The organism is Enterobacter sp. DVT3837, from assembly GCF_056238685.1.
Genome location: NZ_JBWDLA010000001.1, coordinates 88958 through 106903, shown reverse-complemented (window position 1 = coordinate 106903; position 17946 = coordinate 88958). Strand labels below are relative to the sequence as shown.

Here is a 17946-nt window from a genome sequence, read left to right as displayed (position 1 = left end):
TAAAATTTGTAAACAATACAAATTAAATACAAATAATGTTTTTTAGGTGAAAATGATCACATAAATGTATTGTTTTGTCTGCCACACTCGATCCCGAACAATAACCATTGAGTGTGAGGATCTTTATGGACCTGACGACCCTGACCCACCCCAGCGCAGTCTGCGTGCTGGCGCGGTATACCAGCCGTGATGAGGCAATACGCCAGCTCACTCAGCGGCTGGTGGCACTGGGCAAAATTGCGGACGGCGAGACATTTTTGACCGACGTCTTTCACCGGGAATCACTTGGCCCTACCGCGCTGGGAGAAGGCCTGGCGGTACCGCATGGCAAATCTGGCGCAGTGAAAGACGCCGCTTTTGCGGTGGCAACATTACGGGAGCCGCTGGCCTGGGAAGGCGTTGATGGCCCGGAAAACGTCGAGCTGATTGTCCTGCTCGCCATTCCCCCGGCTGAGGCGGGCTCAACGCATATTCAGGTGTTAACGGAGCTGACGTCTCGCCTGGCGGATGATGCCCTCCGGGCGCGGGTGATGGAGGCAACCACGGCAGAAGCGCTGATTGCCGCGTTAAATGATGCGCCACAGGATGAAGACGTTATCGCGTCAGAAGATGCGTCCACTGTTGTCTGTGTGACGGCGTGTCCGGCCGGGATTGCGCATACCTACATGGCTGCTGAGTACCTTGAAAAAGCCGGGCGCAAACTCGGCGTGAACGTGGTGGTTGAAAAACAGGGGGCGAACGGCATTGAAGGACGCCTTACCCCTGAGCAACTGCAGGAGGCTCGCGCCTGTATTTTTGCGACAGAGGTGGCTATCAAGGAAAGTGAGCGTTTTCAGGGGATTCCCTCGCTATCAGTGCCTGTCGCGGAACCGCTGCGACATGCTGAGGCGTTGATTGAGCGCGCGCTCGCATTACAGCCCTCACCGGTGGCGCGCCCTGTGCAAACAGAAACCGAGGCGAGAAAGAGCGTTAAAACGGAACTCAAGCAGGCGCTTCTCAGCGGGATCTCCTTTGCAGTGCCGCTTATTGTCGCCGGGGGCACTGTGCTGGCCGTCGCAGTGTTACTGGCGCAGATCTTTGGACTGCAGCATCTGTTCGATCAGGAAAATTCGTGGCTGTGGATGTACCGCAAACTTGGCGGCGGCATGCTCGGCATTTTGATGGTGCCTGTGCTGGCAGCCTACACCGCGTACTCGCTTGCGGATAAACCCGCGCTGGCTCCAGGCTTCGCTGCCGGTCTTGCTGCCAACATGATCGGTTCAGGTTTTTTGGGGGCGATCGCAGGTGGTTTGATTGCGGGTTATCTGATGCGTTGGGTGAAGAACCATATTCGTCTCAATAATCGCTACAACGGTTTCTTAACCTATTACCTCTACCCGGTTCTCGGTGTGCTGGGCGCGGGCAGCCTGATGCTGTTTGTGATTGGCGAGCCGGTGGCATGGCTGAACAACTCTCTGACGGCCTGGCTTAACGGTCTATCCGGCGCCAATGCGCTATTGCTCGGTACGCTCCTCGGTTTTATGTGTTCGTTCGATCTGGGCGGGCCTGTCAATAAAGCAGCGTACGCATTCTGTCTGGGGGCAATGGCCAACGGTGTATATGGCCCTTACGCCATTTTTGCCTCTGTAAAAATGGTATCGGCCTTTACCGTCACGGCGTCAACGATGCTGGCCCCGCACCTCTTCAAACAGTTTGAAATCGAAACCGGTAAATCAACGTGGCTTCTCGGGCTGGCGGGTATCACAGAAGGGGCGATCCCAATGGCGATTGAAGATCCTGTCCGGGTTATTGGTTCGTTTGTGCTTGGATCGATGGCAACGGGCGCAATAGTGGGTGCGATGGGGATCGGGTTGTCTACGCCAGGGGCGGGTATTTTCTCCCTCTTTTTACTTCATGACGCGGGGCTGGGTGGTGTGGTCGCTGCGGCAGGCTGGTTCGCTGCGGCATTGGCAGGTACCACCCTCTCTACGCTCGTTTTGCTGTTCTGGCGACGTCAGGCCGTCAGAAAGGGCAAATACATGACAGAAGACGTTACGCCTTAAAACTCACTAACAGGAAACGAAGATGAAAGCTGTATCTCGCGTTCATATTACGCCGCATATGCACTGGGACCGTGAGTGGTACTTCACCACCGAGGAGTCGCGTATTCTTCTGGTCAATAATATGGAAGAGATCCTGACCCGCCTCGAGCAGGATGACGAATATAAATATTATGTCCTTGATGGGCAGACGGCGGTACTGGAGGATTACTTCGCCGTGGTGCCTGAAAACCGGCCACGGGTGAAGGCGCTGGTCGAGCGTGGAAAGCTGATTATCGGTCCGTGGTATACCCAGACCGATACCACGATTGTCAGCGGTGAGTCGATTGTCCGTAACCTGATGTACGGCATTCGCGACTGTATGGCGTTCGGCGAGCCGATGAAAATCGGTTATCTGCCGGACTCGTTTGGTATGTCCGGGCAACTTCCGCATATCTACAACGGGTTTGGCATCACCCGTGCCCTGTTCTGGCGTGGGTGTTCTGAACGTCACGGAACCGATAAAACCGAGTTTTTATGGCAGAGTACAGACGGCAGTGAAGTGACGACACAGGTGCTGCCGTTGGGCTACGCGATTGGTAAGTACTTACCGGAGGACGAAGCCGGGCTGCGAAAACGGCTCGACAGCTATTTTGACGTGCTGGAAAACGCCTCCGTCACCAAAGAGATTTTGCTGCCTAACGGTCACGACCAGATGCCATTACAGCAGAATATTTTTGCGGTGATGGATAAGCTTCGTGAAATCTATCCGCAGCGTCAATTTGGAATGAGTCGGTTTGAGGACGTCTTTGAACATATTGAGGCACGCCGTGGGGAGTTGGCGACGCTGAAAGGGGAGTTTATTGACGGGAAATACATGCGCGTGCACCGGACAATCGGCTCGACACGCATGGACATCAAAATCGCCCATGCGCGCATTGAGAACAAAATCGTCAACATCCTTGAGCCGCTGGCGACGCTCGCCTGGGCGCTGGGCTTCGACTATCACCACGGTTTACTGGAAAAAATGTGGAAAGAGATCCTCAAAAACCACGCTCACGATAGCATCGGCTGCTGCTGCAGCGACAAGGTGCATCGAGAGATTGTCTCCCGGTTCGAACTGGCCGAAGACATGGCCGATAATCTGTCGCGTTTCTATATGCGCAAGATTGTCGACAACATGCCGCAAAGTGATACCGATAAGCTGGTCATGTTCAACCTGATGCCCTGGCCGCGTGAAGAGGTGATGAACACCACGATACGTCTGCGCGCGAGCCAGTTCCGTCTGCTTGATGAGAAAGGCAACGAGATACCATATTTCATCAGTAGTTCACGTGAACTCGACCCAGGTCTTATTGACCGGCAGATTGTCCATTATGGTAATTACGAACCGTTTATGGAGTTTGATATCCAGTTGAATCAAATCCTGCCGTCGATGGGGTATCGAACGCTGCTTATCGAACCTAACGTAGCAGGGAAGATGCTCTCTCCGCTGGAAAACACCGAGTCCCTACTTGAAAACGCCTTCTGGCAGATTGACTTAAATGACGACGGTACGCTGCGCCTGCGCGACAAAGAAACCGGGCTTATTTATGACCGCGTACTGGAAATCGAAGAGAGCTCTGATGATGGCGATGAATACGACTACTCGCCTTCTCGGGAAGAGTGGAGACTCACTTCAGCACAGGGCGAGCACGAAGTTGAGGTGGTGCATGAGGGTTGGCGGAGCAGGGCGATAATCCATCATCGGCTCGCCGTTCCGGCAAATCTGGCCGAGCGTTCGGCGCGTCAGCGAAAGGGGTCTCTTGACGTAGCGTTTGAAGTCACTCTCACGCACAACAGCAGGCGCATTGATGTTGACGTGCGTCTGGATAATCAGGCTGATGATCACCGTGTACGGGTGCTCATCCCTACGCCATTTACCACGCAAGAGGTGCTGTCTGATACGCAGTTTGGTTCGATCACCCGCCCGGTACAGGACCCGGCGATGGAAAACTGGCAGGAAGAGGGCTGGAAAGAAGCGCCGGTGCCCGTCTGGAATCTACTGAACTACGCCGTTCTTCGGGAAAGGCGAAACGGACTTGCGCTGTTCACTGAGGGTCTGCGCGAATTTGAGGTGGTGGGTGAGAACAAAAAAGCCTTTGCCTTGACCCTACTGCGCGGCGTGGGATTACTCGGCAAGGAGGATCTGTTGTTGCGGCCAGGCAGACCGTCGGGGATCAAACTGCCCGTTCCTGACTCTCAGGTGCGCGGCCGGTTAACCTGTCGTTTTAGCCTGTTCAGTTTCAGTGGAACGCCGGAAAACGCGGGTGTCGCGCAGCAGGCCAAATCGTGGTTAACGCCCGTGCAGTGCTACAACAAAATTCCCTGGGATGCGATGAAACTGAATTGTTCGTCGTTTACCACGCCGGAAAGTTACAGTCTGTTAGCTCTTTCGCCCACGGGATGCGTGCTCAGTGCCCTCAAGAAGGCGGAAGATCGGGACGAGCTTATTCTTCGCCTGTTCAACCCTTCGGCGTTCAGCGCATGTGACACGACGTTATCCGTGAACCCGACGGTGAAACGGTGCTGCGAGACGGATATGAATGAACGGATAACGGGCAGGGAAGAGGAGCAGGGCATTGTGGGGGCGTTTAGACCTGGGGAGTCGCGCACTTTTAGCTTCCTTATCGACCGATAGCGGTGATGCCTGAAAAGGCCACAGGTAATGTGGCCTTTTACACTAAATAGTTACGACGCGGTGTTAACTTATGGGGTAATAAAAGTGAATTAAATGTAATTTTGCGGTATTGCAGAAGAAAAATGGAAAAATAATTAGGGAAGACTATCCTTTAGTGTTTGCCTCTTCGTGAAATGGCATTGTTCCGCTGCGTTAATTAAAATCACTTCTGTTCATATTTTTTTCCGTCTTCGATAACCAATTACACTTTTGAATGCACATGTCATTAACAAGAATTTCACCATTCTTACCATGATTAAACATGGTTAACATTGAGGTTTGTTTTTGATTTAAATCAAAGTTTAATCCTTGGAAAAAGACGATGAAAAGCGCTAAATTGTCCCCGATCAAAATGGCCGAAAAGTGGTAATTTTGCTATAAATTGATCACCGTCGAAAAACGTAAATGTGATTCAATAAAAACCTGTTTATTGTAAGGGTTTTGCAGCGTATTATATTTGCGGGATCAATTTGAGTTTTTTATTAACGTATTTGTAACCTAACGTCATCGTTTTTATCCTTCCTCAGGGTAATAACGACGACAGGGATGCGAATAATTTGTATTGGGGCATGCGTGTGGATCTCTCTCTGACGGGGTTCACTCTCGGAGTCTTCATGCGATGAGCAAGGAGTCATGATGTTAGATATAGTCGAACTGTCGCGCTTACAGTTTGCCTTGACCGCGATGTACCACTTCCTGTTTGTGCCACTGACGCTCGGTATGGCGTTCCTGCTGGCCATCATGGAAACGGTATACGTTCTCTCCGGCAAACAGATTTATAAAGATATGACCAAGTTCTGGGGCAAGTTGTTTGGTATCAACTTCGCACTGGGCGTGGCAACCGGTCTGACCATGGAGTTCCAGTTCGGGACTAACTGGTCTTACTATTCCCACTATGTAGGGGATATCTTCGGTGCGCCGCTGGCCATTGAAGGTTTGATGGCCTTCTTCCTCGAATCCACCTTTGTAGGTCTGTTCTTCTTCGGTTGGGACCGTCTGGGTAAAGTCCAGCACATGGCAGTGACCTGGCTGGTGGCATTAGGTTCGAACCTGTCCGCGCTGTGGATCCTGGTGGCGAACGGCTGGATGCAAAACCCAATCGCGTCTGATTTCAACTTCGAAACTATGCGTATGGAGATGGTCAGCTTTGCCGAGCTGGTCCTGAACCCGGTTGCGCAGGTTAAATTCGTTCACACCGTGGCATCTGGCTATGTGTGCGGCGCGATGTTTATCCTGGGTATCAGTTCTTACTACATGCTGCGTGGTCGTGACTTTGCATTTGCTAAGCGCTCTTTCGCCATCGCTGCAAGTTTCGGTATGGCTGCAATCCTCTCTGTTATCGTCCTGGGTGATGAATCCGGTTACGAAATGGGTGACGTGCAGAAAACCAAGCTGGCTGCTATCGAAGCTGAATGGGAAACGCAACCGGCCCCTGCTGCCTTTACCCTGTTCGGTATCCCGGATCAGGATGCGCAGCAAAACCACTTCGCCATTCAAATTCCTTACGCGCTGGGTATCATCGCTACCCGTTCTGTTGACAAACAGGTGACGGGGCTGAAAGAGCTGATGGTGCAGCATGAAGGCCGTATCCGTAACGGTATGAAAGCTTACGCGCTGCTGGAACAGCTGCGTGCTGGCTCGACCGATCAGGCCGTCCGTGACCAGTTCAACGACGTGAAGAAAGATCTGGGTTACGGTTTGCTGCTGAAGCGCTATACCCCGAACGTGTCTGATGCGACGGAAGCACAGATCCAGATGGCAACCAAAGACTCCATTCCGCGTGTTGCACCGCTGTACTTCGCATTCCGTATCATGGTGGGCTGCGGCATCATCATGCTGCTGATCATTGCGGCGTCCTTCTGGTCTGTTATCCGCAACCGCATCGGCGAGAAGAAATGGCTGCTGCGTACCGCGCTGTACGGTATTCCGCTGCCGTGGATCGCAATTGAGTCCGGTTGGTTCGTTGCAGAATATGGCCGTCAGCCATGGGCGATTGGTGAGGTGCTGCCAACGGCGGTAGCGAACTCCTCCCTGACAGCAGGCGACCTGATCTTCTCCATGCTGCTGATTTGTGGTCTGTACACCCTGTTCCTGGTGGCTGAACTGTTCCTGATGTTCAAGTTCGCGCGCCTTGGCCCAAGCAGCCTGAAAACCGGTCGCTATCACTACGAGCAGTCCACTGCGACTACTCAGCCGGCACGCTAAGACAGGAGTCATCAAATGATCGATTATGAAGTATTGCGTTTTATCTGGTGGCTGTTGATCGGCGTTCTGCTGATCGGTTTCGCTGTCACGGATGGTTTCGACATGGGGGTGGGGATGCTCACCCGTTTCCTCGGTCGTAATGACACCGAGCGTCGAATCATGATCAACTCCATCGCCCCGCACTGGGACGGTAACCAGGTGTGGCTGATCACCGCAGGTGGCGCGCTGTTCGCTGCCTGGCCGATGGTCTACGCGGCTGCGTTCTCCGGTTTCTATGTGGCGATGATTCTGGTGCTGGCGTCTTTATTCTTCCGTCCGGTTGGTTTCGACTACCGCTCCAAGATTGAAGACACCCGCTGGCGCAACATGTGGGACTGGGGCATCTTCATTGGTAGCTTCGTTCCACCGCTGGTGATCGGCGTGGCGTTCGGTAACCTGTTGCAGGGCGTACCGTTCCACCTGGACGAATACATGCGTCTTTACTACACCGGTAACTTCTTCCAGTTGCTGAATCCGTTTGGTTTGCTGGCGGGTGTGGTGAGCGTAGCGATGATCATCACTCAGGGTGCAACCTATCTGCAGATGCGTACTGTCGGTGAATTGCACCTGCGTTCTCGCGCGACGGCTCAGGTTGCTGCGCTGGTTACGCTGGTCTGCTTCGCCCTGGCCGGTGTGTGGGTGGTGTACGGTATTGATGGTTACGTGGTGACATCTGCCATTAACCATACTGCGCCGTCTAACCCGCTGACCAAAGAAGTGGCGCGTCAGGCCGGTGCATGGCTGGTGAACTTCAACACGACGCCTGCACTGTGGGCTATCCCGGCTCTGGGCGTGCTGCTGCCGCTGCTGACGGTTCTGACGTCTCGTCTGGAAAAAGGTGCCCTGGCGTTTGTGTTCTCTTCACTGACCCTGGCGTGCATAATCCTGACCGCAGGTATTGCAATGTTCCCATTCGTCATGCCATCCAGCACCATGCTGAATGCTAGCTTGACCATGTGGGATGCGACTTCCAGCCATATGACGCTGAACTTAATGACCTATGTTGCTTGCGTATTCGTGCCGATTGTTCTGGCCTACACCATCTGGTGTTACTGGAAAATGTTCGGACGTATTACTAAAGAACATATCGAAAGCAACACCCACTCTATGTACTAAGTAAGGAGCTGAATATGTGGTATTTCGCATGGATTTTAGGGACGCTTCTTGCCTGTGCTTTTGGTGTCATCACTGCCCTGGCGCTTGAGCACGTTGAAGCGACTAAAGCGGGTGAAGAAAAACACTAATGAACATTATCGCAAGGTTATATGCGGTAATGGATAAGCGCCCGTTACGGGCGCTTTCTTTAGTGATGGCATTACTGCTGGCAGGTTGTATCTTCTGGGACCCTTCGCGCTTTGCAGCGAAAACCAGCGAGCTTGAAATCTGGCATGGTTTCCTCATTATGTGGGCGGTGTGCGCAGGTGTGATTCACGGCGTGGGCTTTCGTCCGAAAGCTGTTCACTGGCAGGGCATCTTCTGTCCGCTGATTGCCGATCTCGTTCTGCTTGCTGGATTGATTTTCTTCTTCTTCTGAATAAGAAATGTCCGTTAACGATATGGGCTTACCCGAGCCCATAAAAATTTACTCTCCGTTTACTTTCTCCCATTCCAAACCACCTTTCCCGCGCGTATAGTAGCGAAGTTTAAAAGAGTTAACTTTTATTGCATTACCGGGATGTAAAGTGAATACAACGCTGTTTCGATGGCCGGTTCGTGTCTACTACGAAGATACCGATGCCGGTGGTGTGGTTTACCACGCCAGCTACGTTGCTTTTTATGAACGGGCACGCACAGAGATGCTGCGCCATCATCACTTTAGTCAACAGGTGCTGTTGGCTGAGCGAGTTGCCTTCGTGGTACGCAAGATGACGCTTGAGTATTTTGCGCCTGCCAGACTCGACGATATGCTCGAAGTCCAAACTGAAATTACATCAATGCGCGGGACCTCACTGGTTTTCACGCAGCGGATAGTCAATGCAGAGAACACCGTACTGAACTCAGCTGAGGTACTGATTGTCTGTGTTGATCCAACCATAATGAAGCCTCGTGCGCTTCCTAAGTCTATTGTCGCGGAGTTTAAGCAGTGACTGACATGAATATCCTTGATTTGTTCCTGAAGGCAAGCCTTCTGGTTAAACTTATCATGTTGATTTTGATTGGTTTTTCAATCGCATCCTGGGCCATCATTATCCAGAGAACGCGTATCCTCAATGCCGCTGGCCGTGAAGCTGAAGCGTTTGAAGATAAGTTCTGGTCGGGTATCGAGCTTTCTCGTCTGTACCAGGAAAGCCAGGGACGCCGTGAAAACCTTACAGGCTCCGAGCAAATTTTCTATAGCGGTTTCAAAGAGTTTGCGCGTCTGCATCGTGCAAACAATCATGCGCCGGAAGCGGTTGTAGAAGGTGCCTCGCGTGCGATGCGTATCTCCATGAACCGTGAACTGGAAAACCTTGAAACGCACATTCCTTTCCTGGGGACTGTAGGTTCTATCAGCCCGTATATCGGTCTGTTTGGTACGGTGTGGGGGATCATGCACGCCTTCATCGCACTCGGTGCGGTGAAGCAGGCGACATTGCAGATGGTTGCCCCGGGTATTGCAGAAGCACTGATTGCGACCGCTATCGGTCTGTTTGCGGCAATCCCAGCGGTTATGGCGTACAACCGTCTGAACCAGCGCGTGAACAAACTGGAACTGAACTACGACAACTTTATGGAAGAGTTCACTGCGATTCTGCACCGTCAGGCGTTTACCAGCACCGAGAGTAACAAGGGGTAAACCATGGCCAGATCGCGTGGACGAGGTCGTCGCGAGCTCAAGTCCGAAATCAATATCGTTCCATTGCTGGACGTGCTGTTGGTTCTGCTGCTGATCTTCATGGCGACAGCGCCAATCATTACCCAGAGCGTGGAAGTGGATCTGCCGGATGCGACAGAATCACAGGCGGTGAGCACCAATGACGATCCTCCGGTCATCATTGAGGTTTCCGGCGTAGGGCAATACAGCGTGGTGGTAGAAAAAGATCGTATGGATCAGTTACCTCCTGAGCAGGTTATTGCTGAAGCACAGCGTCGCCTGGAGTCAAATCCGAAAACGGTCTTCTTAATCGGTGGCGCGAAAGACGTACCATACGATGAAATTATTAAAGCGCTGAACTTGCTACATAGTGCGGGTGTTAAGTCAGTTGGCTTAATGACTCAACCTATTTGATCATCCGCGTAGTTTTTGGGAACCGATAGTGTCAAAGGCAACCGAACAGAACGACAAGCTTAAGCGAGCGATAATCGTCTCCGCAGTGCTGCACGTTATTCTCTTTGCAGCGCTGATCTGGAGTTCGTTCGACGAGCATATTGATGCATCAGCCGGCGGCGGTGGAGGCTCTTCCATTGACGCCGTGATGGTGGATCCCGGTGCGGTAGTACAGAACTATAATCGCCAACAACAGCAGAAGGCGAGTGCCAAACGGGCTGAAGAGCAGCGTGAAAAACAGGCGCAACAGCAAGCGGAAGAACTGCGTGAAAAGCAGGCCGCAGAGCAGGAGCGTTTGAAGCAGCTTGAGAAAGAACGTTTGCAGGCGCAGGAAGCGGCGAAAGAGCAGGCACAGCAGCAGAAACAAGCTGAAGAGGCTGCGAAGAAAGCCCAGGAACAGCAAAAGCAGGCAGAAGAAGCGGCAGCAAAAGCCGCAGCGGACGCCAAAGCGCAGGCTGATGCCCAGGCCAAATTAGCGGCCGAAGCGGCGAAGAAAGCCGCTGCTGATGCTCAGAAGAAAGCTGAAGCGGAAGCCGCGAAGAAAGCCGCCGCAGATGCTCAGAAGAAAGCTGAAGCAGAAGCCGCGAAAAAAGCCGCCGCTGATGCTCAGAAGAAAGCTGAAGCAGAAGCCGCGAAGAAAGCCGCTGCTGATGCTCAGAAGAAAGCTGAAGCCGAAGCCGCTAAGAAAGCTGCTCAGGAAGCAGAGAAAAAAGCTGCTGCTGACGCCGCGAAGAAAGCCGCTGCCGCAGAGAAAGCCGCTGCAGAGAAAGCGGCAGCCGCTGAAAAGGCTGCAGCTGACAAAAAAGCTGCAGCAGAGAAGGCTGCTGCCGATAAGAAAGCCGCGGCTGAAAAGGCGGCTGCGAAAAAGGCTGCTGCTGCGGAGAAAGCCGCTGCCGCTGCGGGCGTTGACGACCTGCTGGGCGATCTCAGTTCTGGTAAGAATGCGCCGAAAACTGGTGGTGGGGCGAAAGGAAACAACGCAGCACCGACGGGAAGTGGTAACACTAAGAGTAACGGCGCGTCAGGAGCTGAAATCAACGGTTATGCCTCGCAGATTAAATCCGCTATTGAAAGCCGATTCTATGATGCGTCGTCTTATGCCGGCAAAACCTGTACGTTGCGTATAAAACTGGCTCCAGACGGCATGCTGTTAGATATTAAGTCTGAAGGTGGCGACCCGGCTTTATGTACTGCGGCTCTGGCGGCAGCGCGTCAGGCGAAGATGCCTAAACCGCCGTCTCAGGCAGTCTATGAAGTCTTCAAAAATGCACCGCTGGACTTCAAACCTTAAGTTACATTTTCCCCGTGCAAACGGGGAAAAATAGACCAGGTTTAGTCACAGGGTTCAGGTAGTTTTGTCTATTTGGGTTTGTTAACATTCTGCTAAATTATCGTGGGTAAGGTTACCCGGATAAGGGAGATATGATGAAGCAGGCATTACGTGTAGCATTTGGTTTTTTAATGCTGTGGGCAGCAGTACTGCACGCAGAAGTACGTATCGAGATCACCCAGGGGGTGGACTCGGCACGCCCAATCGGGGTTGTTCCGTTCCAGTGGGCCGGTCCTGGCGCTGCGCCTGAAGATGCTGGTGGCATCGTGGCGGCTGACCTGCGTAACAGCGGTAAATTCAACCCGTTAGACCGTTCTCGTCTGCCTCAGCAGCCGGGCAGTGCGCAGGAAGTACAGCCTGCTGCATGGTCTGCTCTGGGAATTGATGCCGTGGTTGTGGGTCAGGTTACGCCTAACCCGGACGGCTCTTACAACGTGGCCTGGCAACTGGTTGATACCGGTGGTGCGCCGGGTACCGTTCTGGCACAGAACTCCTACAAGGTCACTAAGCAGTACCTGCGCTACGCGGCTCACGCTGCCAGTGATGCGGTATTCGAAAAACTGACAGGCATTAAAGGTGCATTCCGTACCCGTATTGCCTATGTGGTTCAGACCAACGGTGGTCAGTTCCCTTACGAACTGCGCGTCTCTGACTACGACGGTTACAACCAGTTCCTGGTGAAACGTTCTTCCCAGCCTCTGATGTCTCCAGCATGGTCTCCGGACGGTTCTAAGCTGGCGTATGTAACCTTCGAAAGCGGCCGTTCAGCGCTGGTTATCCAGACACTGGCAAACGGTGCTGTTCGTCAGGTGGCGTCGTTCCCACGTCACAACGGTGCACCTTCATTCTCTCCGGATGGGTCTAAACTGGCGTTTGCGCTGTCTAAAACCGGTAGTCTGAACCTGTACGTGATGGACATTGGTTCTGGCCAGATTCGCCAGGTGACTGATGGTCGTAGCAACAATACCGAACCTTCATGGTTCCCGGACAGCCAAAATCTGGCATTTACCTCTGACCAGGCAGGCCGTCCGCAAATCTATAAAGTGAATGTCAACGGCGGTGCTCCGCAGCGTATTTCCTGGGAAGGTACACAGAACCAGAACGCAGACGTGAGCAGCGACGGTAAGTTTATGGTAATGGTGAGCTCCAACGGTGGGCAGCAGCACATTGCCAAACAAGATCTGGTAGCGGGTGGCGTGCAAGTTCTGTCGTCAACGTTCCTGGATGAAACGCCAAGTCTGGCACCTAACGGCACGATGGTAATCTACAGCTCTTCTCAGGGGATGGGATCTGTGCTGAATCTGGTTTCTACAGATGGGCGTTTCAAAGCGCGTATTCCGGCAACTGATGGACAGGTAAAATCACCTGCCTGGTCGCCGTATCTGTAAATAATAATTAATTGATTACTAAAGGAATCATAGAAATGCAACTGAACAAAGTGCTGAAGGGGCTGATGATCGCTCTGCCTGTAATGGCAATCGCAGCGTGTTCTTCCAACAAGAACGCAAGCAATGACCAGAGCGGCGAAGGCATGATGGGTGCCGGCACCGGTATGGACGCGAACGGCAATGGCAACATGTCTTCTGAAGAGCAAGCGCGTCTTCAGATGCAGCAGCTGCAGCAGAACAACATCGTTTACTTCGATCTGGATAAATACGACATCCGTTCTGACTTCGCTGCGATGCTGGATGCGCACGCTAACTTCCTGCGTAGCAACCCATCTTACAAAGTCACCGTAGAAGGTCACGCGGACGAACGTGGTACTCCTGAGTACAACATCTCCCTGGGTGAACGTCGTGCTAACGCTGTTAAAATGTACCTGCAGGGTAAAGGCGTTTCTGCTGACCAGATCTCCATCGTTTCTTACGGTAAAGAAAAACCTGCAGTACTGGGTCACGACGAAGCGGCTTACTCCAAAAACCGTCGTGCCGTACTGGTTTACTAAGAGAATTGCATGAGCAGTAACTTCAGACATCATCTGTTGAGTCTGTCGTTACTGGTTGGAATAGCGGCCCCCTGGGCCGCTTTTGCTCAGGCACCAATCAGTAGTGTCGGCTCAGGCTCGGTAGAAGACCGGGTCACTCAACTCGAGCGTATTTCTAACGCTCACAGCCAGCTTTTAACCCAACTCCAGCAACAACTTTCCGATAACCAAAACGATATTGACTCTCTCCGTGGGCAAATTCAGGAAAGCCAGTATCAGCTTAATCAGGTTGTGGAACGCCAGAAGCAAATCTTGTTGCAGATTGATAGCCTGAGCAGTGGTGGTGGTGCAGCACAAGCACAGCCGGCAGCAGGCGATCAGAGCGGAGCGGCGACTTCTGCGCCAGCCCCGGCGGCTGATGCTTCTGCTTCAACAGGAGCGCCTGTACAAAGCGGTGACGCGAATACAGACTATAACGCGGCCATTGCCCTGGTACAGGATCAATCTCGTCAGGATGACGCGATTGCGGCGTTTCAGAACTTTGTTAAGAAATACCCTGATTCCACTTATCAGCCAAATGCGAACTACTGGCTTGGTCAGCTGAATTACAACAAGGGTAAAAAGGACGATGCGGCGTTTTATTTTGCCTCTGTGGTGAAAAATTACCCGAAATCGCCAAAAGCGCCAGATGCGATGTATAAGGTCGGCGTGATCATGCAGGACAAAGGCGACACTGCGAAAGCCAAAGCGGTTTATCAGCAGGTGGTCTCAAAATTCCCGGGTACCGAAGGTGCTAAGCAGGCGCAAAAACGTCTGAATTCGATGGGATGATTATCGCATGACCAGAAATCGCGTTATTTCTGGTCGTGCAGCATGATTACTAAGCAGTTAAGTGATCTTCATCGAAATTTTTGTTGCGCTGAATTCTTAAATCAGTAATATATGCCGCCGTTGCCACGGGATATCAAACAACGTGAAAACAGCGTAAAAGTGGGTCGTTAGCTCAGTTGGTAGAGCAGTTGACTTTTAATCAATTGGTCGCAGGTTCGAATCCTGCACGACCCACCACTTAACGCATTACCGGCAGTACAGAGTGGGTGATTAGCTCAGTTGGTAGAGCATCTCCTTTACACGGAGGGGGTCGGCGGTTCGAGCCCGTCATCACCCACCACTCGGGTCGTTAGCTCAGTTGGTAGAGCAGTTGACTTTTAATCAATTGGTCGCAGGTTCGAATCCTGCACGACCCACCACTTTAAAGTGGCACCGAGTAAAAATCTTCGAAGTCAGCACCCGAATGGGTCGTTAGCTCAGTTGGTAGAGCAGTTGACTTTTAATCAATTGGTCGCAGGTTCGAATCCTGCACGACCCACCACTTCGAAGAAAAAATTCCCGCAAGGGGTCGTTAGCTCAGTTGGTAGAGCAGTTGACTTTTAATCAATTGGTCGCAGGTTCGAATCCTGCACGACCCACCAGTGTAAAAAGGCGCCCTAAAGGCGCCTTTTTGCTATCCATTCCGATGACATTTCCTCTCAAATTCGCTATCTTGTTTAGTATACAAAACACAATTGCCGTCCGTTTTGCTATGTCATGCAAAAGAAAGGCAATATTGTTAAGCCAGTAAAACGAGAAGCCATAATGAGTGTGATGTTTGATCCTGAAGCCGCAATCTATCCGTTTCCGCCAAAGCCTGTCCCGCTGAGCCTGGATGAAAAGCAATTCTACCGTGAGAAGATCAAGCGACTTCTCAAAGAGCGAGACGCGGTGATGGTGGCCCATTACTACACCGACCCGGAAATTCAGCAGCTGGCGGAAGAGACCGGAGGCTGTATTTCTGACTCACTGGAAATGGCACGCTTCGGTGCAAAACATCCCGCTTCGACGTTACTGGTTGCTGGCGTACGTTTTATGGGCGAAACGGCGAAGATCCTGAGCCCTGAAAAAACCATTCTGATGCCGACGCTTAATGCTGAGTGCTCACTCGATCTTGGCTGCCCGATTGACGAATTCGCGGCCTTCTGTGACGCCCATCCTGACCGGACCGTGGTGGTCTACGCTAATACCTCTGCGGCGGTAAAAGCGCGGGCTGACTGGGTGGTCACGTCAAGTATCGCCGTTGAGCTGATTGAACATCTGGACAGTCTGGGCGAGAAAATTATCTGGGCGCCCGATCGCCATCTCGGAAATTATGTCCAGAAGCAGACGGGGGCAGATGTTCTCTGCTGGCAGGGCGCCTGCATTGTGCACGATGAATTCAAAACCCAGGCACTGGCGCGCATGAAGGCGCTTTATCCTGACGCCGCCATTCTTGTTCACCCTGAATCACCGCAGTCTATTGTCGACATGGCGGATGCCGTGGGCTCAACCAGCCAGCTTATCAACGCGGCCAGGACGCTACCCAATAAACAGCTCATCGTGGCAACCGATCGCGGTATCTTCTATAAGATGCAGCAGGCCGTGCCGGAGAAAGAGCTTCTGGAAGCGCCTACAGCTGGTGAGGGAGCAACGTGTCGCAGCTGCGCGCATTGCCCATGGATGGCGATGAATGGCCTGAAGGCGATTGCTGAAGGGCTCGAGACAGGCGGTGCTGCACATGAAATCCATGTGGACGCTGCTCTGCGTGAAGGTGCGTTAATTCCGCTTAACCGCATGCTGGATTTTGCGGCTACACTACGTACTTAATTCAAAACGCCCTGGGGAAGAGATGGATTTTTTTAGCACACAGAACATTCTGGTTCATATACCGATTGGTGCAGGTGGCTATGACCTGTCATGGATTGAGGCCGTAGGCACGCTGGCTGGTTTACTCTGTATCTGGCTGGCAAGCCTTGAGAAGATCAGCAATTACGCGTTTGGGCTGATTAACGTCACGCTGTTTGCGATTATCTTCTTCCAGATCCAGCTATACGCCAGCCTGCTTTTGCAACTGTTCTTTTTCGCTGCCAACATTTACGGCTGGTACGCGTGGTCGCGTCAGAACAGCCAGCAGGAGGCCGAGCTGCAAATCCGCTGGCTGCCCTTGCCTAAAGCTATCGCCTGGTTTGTCGCCTGCGTGGTCGCCATTGGTTTAATGACTGTCTACATCAACCCGGTATTTGCTTTCCTGACCCGCATAGCGGTCTCGGTGATGTCTGGTATGGGGTTGAATGTGGCTATGCCTTCGCTTCAGCCAGATGCTTTCCCGTTCTGGGATTCCTGCATGATGGTGTTGTCGATTGCCGCGATGATCCTGATGACCCGTAAGTACGTTGAGAACTGGCTGCTATGGGTCATCATCAATGTCATCAGCGTGGTGATCTTCGCCCAGCAGGGCGTCTATGCGATGTCACTGGAATATCTGCTGCTGACCTTCATTGCGTTGAACGGTAGCCGGATGTGGATTAACAGCGCGCGTGAGCGAGGCTCTCACGCGCTTTCCAGCTAATGGTGATGATGTGAATGGCCGGACTGCGCCTCATTCAGGTGGCAGTCCGGCCCGTTACATGGCTGATACTCCATCTGGATGGTCGCATGACCAATCTCATAGTGATGTTCAAGAAAGTGCTGGATCCGTTCAAGCAGCGCATCATGGTCATGAGGTGGGATCACCTGAACGTGCAATGTCATAACCGGTTTCTCTCCCACCAGCCAGACGTGCACGTGATGCACATTGCGGACTTCCGGGACAGAGCGGTGCAGGTTACGTTTCAACTCAGCAATATCTATTGATGTTGGTGCACCTTCAAGCAGTTCATTGACGCTCTCCTTCAGCAGTCGCCAGGCGCTACGCAGCACCAGACACGACACCAGCACTGAAAGAATCGGGTCGGCAGGCGTCCAGCCGGTATAGAGGATTACCAGCGCGGCCACAATCGCGCCCACTGAACCGAGCAAATCACCCAGCACATGCAGGGCCGCCGCACGCACGTTGAGGTTCTTTTCCGTACTTCCTCGGTGCAAAATCCAGAAAGCCAGAATATTAGCCAACAGCCCTGCCACGGCGATGACCATCATTGTCATCCCCGCAACGGGTTGCGGGTGTCTGAAACGCTGGAAGGCCTCCCAGACGATAAGAACGGTAATGACCACCAGTGCAATGGCGTTAACAAACGCGGCGAGGGTGGTCAGCCTCAGCCAGCCGAAGGTGTGGCGCGCATTCGGTGGACGACGAGCGAACTGCACGGCCAGCAGGGCGAAGAGCAGGGCTGCGGCATCGGTCAGCATATGTCCGGCATCGGCCAGAAGCGCCAGAGAGCCGGAAACCAGGCCGCCAATGACCTCGATAATCATGAAGGTTGCGGTGACGCCAAAGGCTAGCATCAGTCGTTTAGCGTTTTCGTCCCCGGAAGCGTGAGAATGAGAGTGCGCCATATCTATTTTCCTGGTTCATTTTAGGTTAAGTGTAGAGTTTTTAATGTGTTAGACAAACCTATTTTTGGGTCTGTTTCTGCAAATCCGGGAGAGAGTGTAAAAGGCGGTTTACACTAA

At 52.6% G+C, this 17946-nt stretch carries 16 protein-coding genes and 5 tRNA genes; 20 read left to right on the top strand and 1 reads right to left on the bottom strand.

The features are described 5' to 3' along the window. Positions 1–125 precede the first annotated feature (125 nt). From mngA to pnuC, 20 genes are all read left to right on the top strand, one after another. Positions 126–2042: a PTS 2-O-a-mannosyl-D-glycerate transporter subunit IIABC gene (gene mngA / locus AC0XWG_RS00510; RefSeq protein WP_475680271.1), complete on the top strand. Its 1917-nt coding sequence runs from the start codon at positions 126–128 to the stop codon at positions 2040–2042. Between the two features lie 22 nt (positions 2043–2064). Next, complete coding sequence (mngB, locus tag AC0XWG_RS00505) at positions 2065–4698, top strand: mannosylglycerate hydrolase (RefSeq protein ID WP_475680270.1); 2634 nt, start codon at positions 2065–2067, stop codon at positions 4696–4698. Between the two features lie 675 nt (positions 4699–5373). Next, a complete protein-coding gene (cydA, locus tag AC0XWG_RS00500; RefSeq protein WP_028019427.1) occupies positions 5374–6942 on the top strand; it encodes a cytochrome ubiquinol oxidase subunit I in 1569 nt (522 codons plus the stop codon). 15 nt (positions 6943–6957) lie between these two features. Beyond that, positions 6958–8097, top strand: a complete 1140-nt coding sequence (gene cydB / locus AC0XWG_RS00495) for a cytochrome d ubiquinol oxidase subunit II (RefSeq protein ID WP_028019426.1) — start codon at positions 6958–6960, stop codon at positions 8095–8097. A 14-nt stretch (positions 8098–8111) separates the two neighbouring features. Beyond that, entirely contained in the window at positions 8112–8225 is a 114-nt protein-coding gene (gene cydX, locus AC0XWG_RS00490; RefSeq protein ID WP_003858598.1) for a cytochrome bd-I oxidase subunit CydX, read from the top strand. Further along, positions 8225–8515 (top strand): cyd operon protein YbgE, encoded by a 291-nt coding sequence (gene ybgE, locus AC0XWG_RS00485; protein ID WP_028019425.1) that lies wholly within the window; start codon positions 8225–8227, stop codon positions 8513–8515. The genes cydX and ybgE overlap by 1 nt, the downstream gene beginning before the upstream one ends. Before the next feature lie 148 nt (positions 8516–8663). Next, a complete protein-coding gene (gene ybgC, locus AC0XWG_RS00480; protein ID WP_003858593.1) occupies positions 8664–9068 on the top strand; it encodes a tol-pal system-associated acyl-CoA thioesterase in 405 nt (134 codons plus the stop codon). Further along, complete coding sequence (gene tolQ, locus AC0XWG_RS00475; protein WP_008501101.1) at positions 9065–9757, top strand: Tol-Pal system protein TolQ; 693 nt, start codon at positions 9065–9067, stop codon at positions 9755–9757. The genes ybgC and tolQ overlap by 4 nt, the downstream gene beginning before the upstream one ends. Before the next feature lie 3 nt (positions 9758–9760). Further along, positions 9761–10189, top strand: a complete 429-nt coding sequence (gene tolR, locus AC0XWG_RS00470; protein WP_003858589.1) for a colicin uptake protein TolR — start codon at positions 9761–9763, stop codon at positions 10187–10189. 28 nt (positions 10190–10217) lie between these two features. Continuing rightward, positions 10218–11519 (top strand): cell envelope integrity protein TolA, encoded by a 1302-nt coding sequence (tolA, locus tag AC0XWG_RS00465; protein ID WP_028019424.1) that lies wholly within the window; start codon positions 10218–10220, stop codon positions 11517–11519. 134 nt (positions 11520–11653) lie between these two features. Continuing rightward, on the top strand, positions 11654–12946 hold the full coding sequence (tolB, locus tag AC0XWG_RS00460; protein WP_028019423.1) for a Tol-Pal system beta propeller repeat protein TolB: 1293 nt from the start codon (positions 11654–11656) through the stop codon (positions 12944–12946). Between the two features lie 35 nt (positions 12947–12981). After that, positions 12982–13503, top strand: coding sequence for a peptidoglycan-associated lipoprotein Pal (pal, locus tag AC0XWG_RS00455; RefSeq protein WP_003858578.1), 522 nt, complete (start codon positions 12982–12984; stop codon positions 13501–13503). 9 nt (positions 13504–13512) lie between these two features. Next, a complete protein-coding gene (gene cpoB, locus AC0XWG_RS00450) occupies positions 13513–14313 on the top strand; it encodes a cell division protein CpoB (RefSeq protein ID WP_108090576.1) in 801 nt (266 codons plus the stop codon). Positions 14314–14474: 161 nt separating this feature from the next. Next, positions 14475–14550, top strand: a tRNA-Lys gene (locus AC0XWG_RS00445). A 27-nt stretch (positions 14551–14577) separates the two neighbouring features. Continuing rightward, positions 14578–14653 (top strand) — tRNA-Val (locus AC0XWG_RS00440). 3 nt (positions 14654–14656) lie between these two features. Then, positions 14657–14732, top strand: a tRNA-Lys gene (locus AC0XWG_RS00435). Between the two features lie 46 nt (positions 14733–14778). Next, a tRNA-Lys gene (locus tag AC0XWG_RS00430) sits at positions 14779–14854 on the top strand. A gap of 24 nt (positions 14855–14878) precedes the next feature. Beyond that, a tRNA-Lys gene (locus AC0XWG_RS00425) sits at positions 14879–14954 on the top strand. 163 nt (positions 14955–15117) lie between these two features. Continuing rightward, positions 15118–16161: a quinolinate synthase NadA gene (gene nadA / locus AC0XWG_RS00420; RefSeq protein ID WP_128347826.1), complete on the top strand. Its 1044-nt coding sequence runs from the start codon at positions 15118–15120 to the stop codon at positions 16159–16161. Positions 16162–16183: 22 nt separating this feature from the next. Further along, positions 16184–16903 carry a nicotinamide riboside transporter PnuC gene (gene pnuC, locus AC0XWG_RS00415; protein WP_475680269.1) on the top strand — a complete coding sequence of 240 codons (720 nt, stop codon included), beginning with the start codon at positions 16184–16186 and terminating at the stop codon, positions 16901–16903. Here the strand turns inward: pnuC and zitB are convergent. Beyond that, positions 16900–17829 (bottom strand): CDF family zinc transporter ZitB, encoded by a 930-nt coding sequence (gene zitB / locus AC0XWG_RS00410; protein ID WP_049005796.1) that lies wholly within the window; start codon positions 17827–17829, stop codon positions 16900–16902. The two genes, pnuC and zitB, sit on opposite strands and share 4 nt — an antisense overlap. Positions 17830–17946: the final 117 nt, after the last annotated feature.

What these genes read in the sequence shown, in the direction of transcription:
- mngA (WP_475680271.1), top strand. Translation starts at nt 126, where the DNA reads ATGGACCTGACGACCCTGACCCACCCCAGCGCAGTCTGCGTGCTGGCG.
- mngB (WP_475680270.1), top strand. Translation starts at nt 2,065, where the DNA reads ATGAAAGCTGTATCTCGCGTTCATATTACGCCGCATATGCACTGGGAC.
- cydA (WP_028019427.1), top strand. Translation starts at nt 5,374, where the DNA reads ATGTTAGATATAGTCGAACTGTCGCGCTTACAGTTTGCCTTGACCGCG.
- cydB (WP_028019426.1), top strand. Translation starts at nt 6,958, where the DNA reads ATGATCGATTATGAAGTATTGCGTTTTATCTGGTGGCTGTTGATCGGC.
- cydX (WP_003858598.1), top strand. Translation starts at nt 8,112, where the DNA reads ATGTGGTATTTCGCATGGATTTTAGGGACGCTTCTTGCCTGTGCTTTT.
- ybgE (WP_028019425.1), top strand. Translation starts at nt 8,225, where the DNA reads ATGAACATTATCGCAAGGTTATATGCGGTAATGGATAAGCGCCCGTTA.
- tolR (WP_003858589.1), top strand. Translation starts at nt 9,761, where the DNA reads ATGGCCAGATCGCGTGGACGAGGTCGTCGCGAGCTCAAGTCCGAAATC.
- tolB (WP_028019423.1), top strand. Translation starts at nt 11,654, where the DNA reads ATGAAGCAGGCATTACGTGTAGCATTTGGTTTTTTAATGCTGTGGGCA.
- pal (WP_003858578.1), top strand. Translation starts at nt 12,982, where the DNA reads ATGCAACTGAACAAAGTGCTGAAGGGGCTGATGATCGCTCTGCCTGTA.
- cpoB (WP_108090576.1), top strand. Translation starts at nt 13,513, where the DNA reads ATGAGCAGTAACTTCAGACATCATCTGTTGAGTCTGTCGTTACTGGTT.
- nadA (WP_128347826.1), top strand. Translation starts at nt 15,118, where the DNA reads ATGAGTGTGATGTTTGATCCTGAAGCCGCAATCTATCCGTTTCCGCCA.
- pnuC (WP_475680269.1), top strand. Translation starts at nt 16,184, where the DNA reads ATGGATTTTTTTAGCACACAGAACATTCTGGTTCATATACCGATTGGT.
- zitB (WP_049005796.1), bottom strand. Translation starts at nt 17,829, where the DNA reads ATGGCGCACTCTCATTCTCACGCTTCCGGGGACGAAAACGCTAAACGA.